6 protein-coding genes are annotated in these 7207 nt (G+C 72.4%); 4 read left to right on the top strand and 2 right to left on the bottom strand.

Annotation, left to right across the window (positions count from 1 at the left end):
- Window positions 1–213: 213 nt before the first annotated feature.
- The 4 genes from ACFV0Q_RS35730 (at window position 214) to ACFV0Q_RS35715 (ending at window position 4854) form a co-directional block, all read left to right on the top strand.
- Entirely contained in the window at window positions 214–1266 is a 1053-nt protein-coding gene (locus ACFV0Q_RS35730) for a sugar ABC transporter substrate-binding protein (protein WP_385011308.1), read from the top strand.
- 136 nt (window positions 1267–1402) lie between these two features.
- Window positions 1403–3019 (top strand): sugar ABC transporter ATP-binding protein, encoded by a 1617-nt coding sequence (locus ACFV0Q_RS35725; protein WP_385011306.1) that lies wholly within the window; start codon window positions 1403–1405, stop codon window positions 3017–3019.
- Between the two features lie 2 nt (window positions 3020–3021).
- Window positions 3022–4065, top strand: a complete 1044-nt coding sequence (locus tag ACFV0Q_RS35720) for an ABC transporter permease (RefSeq protein WP_385011305.1) — start codon at window positions 3022–3024, stop codon at window positions 4063–4065.
- 87 nt (window positions 4066–4152) lie between these two features.
- Complete coding sequence (locus tag ACFV0Q_RS35715) at window positions 4153–4854, top strand: FadR/GntR family transcriptional regulator (RefSeq protein ID WP_385011303.1); 702 nt, start codon at window positions 4153–4155, stop codon at window positions 4852–4854.
- 18 nt (window positions 4855–4872) lie between these two features.
- On the opposite strand, the gene ACFV0Q_RS35710 is transcribed toward ACFV0Q_RS35715, so the two are convergent.
- Window positions 4873–6084: an ROK family protein gene (locus tag ACFV0Q_RS35710; RefSeq protein WP_385011301.1), complete on the bottom strand. Its 1212-nt coding sequence runs from the start codon at window positions 6082–6084 to the stop codon at window positions 4873–4875.
- 13 nt (window positions 6085–6097) lie between these two features.
- On the bottom strand, window positions 6098–7207 hold a 1110-nt coding region (locus tag ACFV0Q_RS35705), incomplete at its 5' end, for an FGGY family carbohydrate kinase (protein ID WP_385011299.1).

The raw sequence follows: 7207 nt of genomic DNA, 5'->3' as shown, positions 1-7207 counted from the left end.
ATACCACGACACCCCGCGGCACGATGGCCCGGCGCATCAGGTCAGGCGCGCACTCTTGTCAACCTCGGCAACGTCGTCGTAACGTCCCGTCCGAGATACATCGGAGGAATGGCCGGATCATTCGGTGCGCCGTCCGGCGCCCACGCCGCCTTCCCCACGGCGCGCACGCCCCCCGACCGTCGCCGCGCCCCCGGCTAAGGAGAGAACACGGCCATGAAGCACACTCGCACCCGCTCCACCGCCGCAGCCGCCACCGCCGTCCTCGCGATGCTGGCCCTCGCTACCGCGTGCAACCGCGAGAGCCCCGGCTCGGCGGCCTCGGGCGGCGACAAGTCCGCCATCGGCATCGACCTGCCCCGCTCCGACTCCGACTTCTGGAACTCCTACGCGCAGTACGTGAAGAACGGCATCAAGACCGACGGCATCAACGCGCTGCCGCTGAGCAACTCGCAGAACGACGTCACCAAGCTGGTCGCCAACGTGCAGGTGTTCCAGAACACGGGCGCCAAGGCGGTCGTCATGGCACCTCAGGACACCGGTGCCATCGCCTCCACCCTGGAGACCCTCGCGTCGAAGAGGATCCCGGTGGTCAGCGTCGACACCAGACCCGACAAGGGCGATGTCTACATGGTCGTCCGAGCCGACAACAGGGCGTACGGCACCAAGGCGTGCGAGTTCCTCGGCAAGCAGCTGGGCGGCCAGGGCAAGGTCGCCGAGCTCCAGGGCGCCCTCGACTCCATCAACGGCCGCGACCGCTCAGAGGCGTTCGCGGAGTGCATGAAGACGAAGTTCCCGGAGATCAAGGTCTTCGAGCTGCCCACCGACTGGAAGGGCGACGTCGCCTCCGCCAAGCTGCAGAGCCTGCTCGCGCAGCACCCGGACCTGAACGGCATCTACATGCAGGCGGGCGGCGTCTTCCTGCAGCCCACTCTCGCCCTGCTGGAACAGAAGGGCCTGCTCCAGCCCGCAGGGCAGAAGGGCCACATCAGCATCGTCTCCAACGACGGCATCCCGCAGGAGTTCGACGCCATCCGCAAGGGCCAGATCGACGCCACCATCTCCCAGCCCGCCGACCTCTACGCCAAGTACGCGCTGCACTACGCCAAGGCGGCCGCCGAGGGCAAGACCTTCCAGCCGGGTGCGACCGACCACGGCTCCACCATCATCAAACTGTCCCACGGCCTGGAGGACCAGCTCCCCGCTCCGCTGGTCACCAAGGACAACGTCGACGACAAGACCCTGTGGGGCAACAACGTCAGCCGATGACCGGCGGGCCCCCGCCCCCGCGCGCGGTCAGAACGGACCACCCCCGTCCCCCGATCGCGGCCCCTCCCCGCAGCCCCGGGCGCACAGCCGCGCACCCCGGCGCCCCAGCCTCCTTACACGAAGGACGGTATCCACCATGGCGGACACCGCGACCGCCCCGGCGACCCGGCCCGCCGCCCCGGCCCCAGTGGCCGAGGCGACCGGCATCAGCAAACGATTCGGCGCGACCGTCGCGCTGCGCGACGCCCGCATCACCATCGCCCCGGGCGAATCGCACGCCCTGGTCGGACGAAACGGCGCCGGCAAGTCGACGCTCGTGTCCATCCTCACCGGCCTCCAGCAGCCCGACACCGGAGCGCTGCGCTTCTCGGGCGAGCCGGCCCCCGCCTTCGGCGACATCGACGCCTGGCGCGCCCGCGTCGCCTGCGTCTACCAGCGCTCCACGATCATCGGTGAGCTGACCGTCGCCGAGAACCTCTTCCTGAACCGGCAGAGCGGCGCCTCGTTGCGGCCCATCCGCTGGAAGCGGCTGCGCCACCGCGCCGAGGAGCTCCTCGGCGAGTACGGCGTCGACGTCGACCCGGCCGCCCGGGCGAGGGACCTCACCGTCGAGCAGCGGCAGGTCGTGGAGATCGCCCCGGCCCTGTCGTTCGGCGCCCGCTTCATCATCCTCGACGAGCCGACCGCCAAGCTCGACGGCCGCGGCATCGGCCGCCTCTTCGACAAGCTCCGCGACCTCCAGCGCCAGGAGGTCGCCTTCCTCTTCATCTCCCACCACCTGCAAGAGGTGTACGACCTCTGCACCACGGTCACGGTCTACCGCGACGCGGCCCACATCCTCACCGCGCCCGTCACCGAGCTCGGACACACGGCCCTGGTGGAGGCCATGACCGGCGAGTCCGCCGCCACGGTCACCGCCGGCCGCCCCCCGGCCAGGCGGGCCGACTCGACGGAACTGCTGGCGATCGACGGCCTGACGCTGCCCGGTGCCTGCGAGGACATCACCCTCTCCGTACGCTCCGGCGAGGTCGTCGGGCTCGCCGGCGCGACCGCCAGCGGCAACGTGCAGGTGGGTGAGGCGGTCGCCGGTCTGCACCGCGCCAGGGCCGGGCGGATCTCGGTCGGCAGCAGGAGCCTGCGCACCGGCAGCGTGCCGTCCGCGCTCACCGCCGGCGTCGGTCTGGTCCCCGAGGACCGCCACCACCAGGGGCTGGTCGGCAACCGCAGCGTGGCGGAGAACGCGACGCTCACCGTCACCGACCAGCTCGGCCCGTTCGGCATCGTGTTGCCCGTCCGCACCAGGGCCTTCGCGGAGCGCGTGATCCGGGACCTCGACATCAAGACTCCCGGAGCGGCCACCCCGGTCTCCGCCCTCTCCGGCGGCAACCAGCAGAAGGTCGTCGTCGCCCGTGCCCTGGCCACCGATCCGCAGGTGCTCGTGGCCATCCGCCCCACCAACGGTGTGGACGTCAAGTCCAAGGAGTTCCTGCTCGGCAGGATCCGGCAGGTCGCGGACGGCGGCAGGGCCGCGCTGATCGTCTCCGACGAACTGGACGACCTCAAGGTCTGCGACCGGGTCGTCGTCATGTTCCACGGGCGTGTGGTGGCCGAGTTCGACCAGGGGTGGAGGGACGAGGACCTCGTCGCCGCCATCGAGGGCGTCGCCGGCGACCCGGCTCCTGCCACCACGTCTCCCACATCCGCCCTACCCGCCTCATCCGCCTCATCCGGCGCAGACGAGCACGGAAGGTAGTCATGTCCGCCACCACAGATCTCACCGAGCACGCACCGAGCACGGCGGTGCCCGCCGCGGCGGGTGCCGCCCGCCGCCGGGTCGGCCTGGGGCGCTTCCGTGAACTGTCCCTGGTCCCGGCGATCCTCGTCCTGGGCCTGATCGGGTTCATCGTCTCGCCGGCCTTCCTCACCACCGACAACCTGATCGGTGTGGCCCAGCAGTCCACCGAGCTGAGCCTGCTGGTGCTCGCTACGACCTTCGTCCTGATCGCCGGCCGGATGGACCTGTCCCTGGAGTCCACCATCGGCGTGGCTCCCGTCATCGCCGTGTGGCTGATCCTGCCCTCCAGCGGGGGCCGGTTCACCGGACTCGGCCTCTTCCCCGAGTGGACGGCCATCCCGCTCTGCCTGCTGGTCGGGGCGCTGATCGGTGCCGTCAACGGCTTCCTCATCCTCAAGCTGCGCCTCAACGGCTTCATCGTCACCCTCGGCGCCCTGACGATGCTCCGCGGACTGCAAGTAGCCCTCTCCGAAGGCCAGTCCATCGTCGAGCTGCCCTCGTCCTTCACCTACCTGGGCAGGGCGTCCTGGCTGGGCGTGCCCGCCGCGATCTGGGTGTGCGCGCTGCTCTTCGCGATCGGCGGCAGTGCGCTGGCCTGGCTCCGGCACGGCCGGGCACTGTACGCGATCGGCGGCAATGCCGAGGCCGCCCGCACCGCGGGCATCCGCGTCGACCGCACCGTGTGGGTCGTCCTCATCCTCGGCAGCGTTCTCGCCGCGTTCGCCGGTACCCTTTACAGCGGGCACTACGGCTCCATCTCCGCCACACAGGGCAGCGGCTGGATCTTCCAGGTCTTCGCCGCGACCGTCATCGGCGGAGTCAGCCTCAACGGCGGCAAGGGTTCCGTTTTCGGCGCCCTCACCGGCGTCCTCACCCTCCAGCTCGTCGTCAACGTCATGACGCTGGCGGGCGTACCGCCCCTGTGGAACCAGTTCCTCAATGGCGCCATCATCATTGTCGCTCTGGTCATCTCCCGGTTCGCGTCCGGCGAGAAGCAAGAATAGCCCCGTCCCACAAGCGGCTCCGCAGGCCCCGGTCCGGGTCCGGCGGAGCCACCGTCCCGAACACACCCCGCACTGAGAGGCACGTTAGTGGCACTGACGGACGAGGCGATCGACAAGATCAAGGCGATGATCCTCGACGGCGAACTCGCTCCCGGCTCCCGCCTGCCCAAGGAGGAGATCCTCGCCGCCCAACTCGGCTTGTCCCGGAATTCGCTGCGCGAGGCCGTCCGTGCGCTGACGGCCATGCGCATCCTGATCACCCGTCAGGGCGACGGCACGTACGTTTCCAGCCTGGAGCCCCATCTCCTGCTGGAGAGCCTTTCCTTCGCCGCCGACGTCTCCCAGGGCCACACGGCACTGCAGCTGATCCAGGTGCGCCGACTGCTGGAACCGCAGGCGACCGGGCTGGCCGCCGCCCTGCTGACGCCGGAGCACCTCCAGGAACTGCGCGACATCCTCGACAGATCCCGGGCCGCCACCACCGTCGAGGAGTTCGTCGCCCACGACATCGCCTTCCACCTCAGGATCGTCGAAGCCGTCGGCAACCCCGTACTGTCGATGCTCCTGCAGGTACTCTCCACCCGCACCCAGCGCGTCCGCATCGTCCGCGGCAGCCGGACCCGTGACGCGTTGGACAACGCCCACCGGGACCACGAGCAGATCCTCGGCGCGCTCCAAGCACGCGACGCCCTGCTGGCCACCGCCGCCACGACCGTCCACATCACGGCCGTGGAGCAGTGGCTGGCCGCCAGTCTGAGCGACGACCCGCTGCGAGCGATCGACGACTGATCCGGTCGCCGAGCCCGCTCAGCGCGCAGGCAGCCGAGCGGGATCGGCGATGATCTGTCGGACGGTCGACCACGCCGCGCCCAGCACCGGTCCGCGGCGCCCCAGGGCGGAGGGGCGCACCGCCTCCGGGTTCCAGGGCCGGACGGTGATCCGGGCGGCCAGCTCGGCGCGTACCGCCGGGAGGAGCCATTCGGCGAGTTCGGCGTAGGCGCCGCCCAGCACGAGGCCGTCCGGGTCGATCAGGTTCACCGCCGAGGTCAGGGCGAGGCCCAGGGCCCGTCCCGCACGGTCCAGGGCGCGCAGGGTCGACGCGTCCCCGGCGGCTGCCCGCTCGGCCAGCAGGGCCACCGGGTCGCCGACGTGTCCCAGCCCGGCCTCGCGCAGCACGGCCGCCTCGCCCGCGTACTGCTCCAGGCAGCCGCGCGCCCCGCAGGCGCAACGGGCGCCCTCCGGGTGGACGGGCAGGTGGCCGAGTTCGCCCGCGAAGCCGCGGGCACCCCGGAACAGCTGCCCGCCGACGATCAGTGCGGCACCGATTCCGGCCTCGGCGGAGACGTGTACGAAGGTCTCGGCGGGGTTTCCCCGGTGCCACTGCTCCGCCAGCGCCCCGAGGTTGGCCTCGTTCTCCGGCTCGGGCACCGTGTCGGGGTCGGGCCAGTGGTCGGCGGGGCGCACTGCCTGCCAGCCGAGGTTCGGCGCGTTCGCGACCAGCCCGCCCGGCGCGTTCGGCACCACCCCCGGCACGGCCAGGACGCGGCCCTCGACGCGCAGGCCGAGGGCCGCGGCCTCGGACTCCGCCTCGGCGCCCAGCGCCGCGGCCTCCGCCAGCACCTCTCCGGCCGGCCGGCCCGCGTTGGCCCGCTCCACCCGACGCCACACCCGGGGTTCACCGCGCAGGTCCACGACGCACGCGGCGAGATGGGTGACGCCGATCTCCAGGCCGAGCCCCGCGGGACCCCGATCGCTCAGGGCCAGCGCCCGCCCGGGGCGGCCGACCCGTCCGCTGGGCGCGGTCTCCGTCTCGGTCAGCGCCCCGCGACCGATGAGCTCGTCGACCATGGAGGAGACGGCCGGCCTGGTCAGGCCCGTGTGCCCGGCGACGTCCGCCCGGGAGAGCGGTCCGTGCGCGGCGACCGCGCCGATCACCACCGCGAGGTTCTGCCGGCGCATCCCCTGCTGCGAGGCGGGCGCGGCCTCCGCGCCCCCGCTCGCCCTCCCGATCCCCGTCATCGACCCGACGCTCCTATCGCTCTCCCGGCGGGACCTCCTGCAGGGCCCGCGCCCGCCGCAGCGTACTGGTGATCCGTTCGAGCGTGTCGTCGTCACGGGTCACGGGTTCCAGCACCGGGCCCTCGGCGGTCCGCCAGCGCCGGGCGACGGCGTCGGCCGACTCACCGGTGAGCAGTGCGGCGGCCTGAGCGGCGGCCCCTAGCGCGACCAGCTCCTGGGCCACGGGCACCTGAACCGCCCGGCCGGACAGCCGCAGGACGGTCCGCTGCCAGGCCCGGCCGCGGGCCCCGCCGCCGATCAGCAGCAGGGGTTCGTCGGAGGTGGGGTCCTCGCCTCCGGCACGCAGTACGTCGTCCAGGGCCGCAAGCAGGGCCTGGGCGGCGCCGTCGTAGGCGGCCTGGAGCACCTGTCCCGGCGTGGTGTCGTGGCGCAGGCCGTGGACCAGGCCGGAAGCGCGCGGGAGGTCGGGAGTGCGCTCGCCGTCCAGATGGGGAAGCACCACCACCGTGCCGCCTTCCTCTACGTCCTCGCGGTCGCGGCCGACGAGGGCGGCGAAGCGGTCGACGGCGAGGGTGCAGTTGAGCGTGCAGGCGAGCGGCAGCCAGTCGCCGAGGGCATCGGCGAAGCCGGCCACGGTTCCGCTCGGGTCGGCGGGCCGGGTGCGGCCGACGGCGTAGACGGTGCCGGAGGTACCGAGGCTCAGCACCGGACGTCCGGGGGTCAGGCCCAGCCCGAGGGCGGCGGCCATGTTGTCACCGGTCCCGGTGGCCACGAGCGCGCCCTCGCGCAGTGGCATCCCGGCTCGGACGACGCCCGCCAGGGCGCCCGGCGGGAGGACCTGCGGCAGCAGCCCGGGGTCGAGGCCGATCCGGCCGAGGACGTCCTGGTCGTAGCCGTCCGGGCCCCACCAGCCCGTTCCCGACGCGTCTCCGCGGTCCGTCACCGCTTCCCCGGTCAGCCGCTCCGTCAGGAAGTCGTGGGGAAGCCGGACGGCCTCGACGCGGTCGGCGGCGGCGGGCTCGTTCGCGAGCAGCCAGGCCCACTTGGCGGCCGTGAAGGCGGCCGTCGGGACGCTTCCGGTGCGTCGGGCGAGCTCTGCCGTGACGAACGCGGCTTCGAGTTC

The sequence above is a fragment of the Streptomyces sp. NPDC059564 genome (assembly GCF_042735575.1).
Classification (GTDB): Bacteria; Actinomycetota; Actinomycetes; order Streptomycetales; family Streptomycetaceae; genus Streptomyces.
This window is presented reverse-complemented; position numbering and strand designations above follow the sequence as displayed.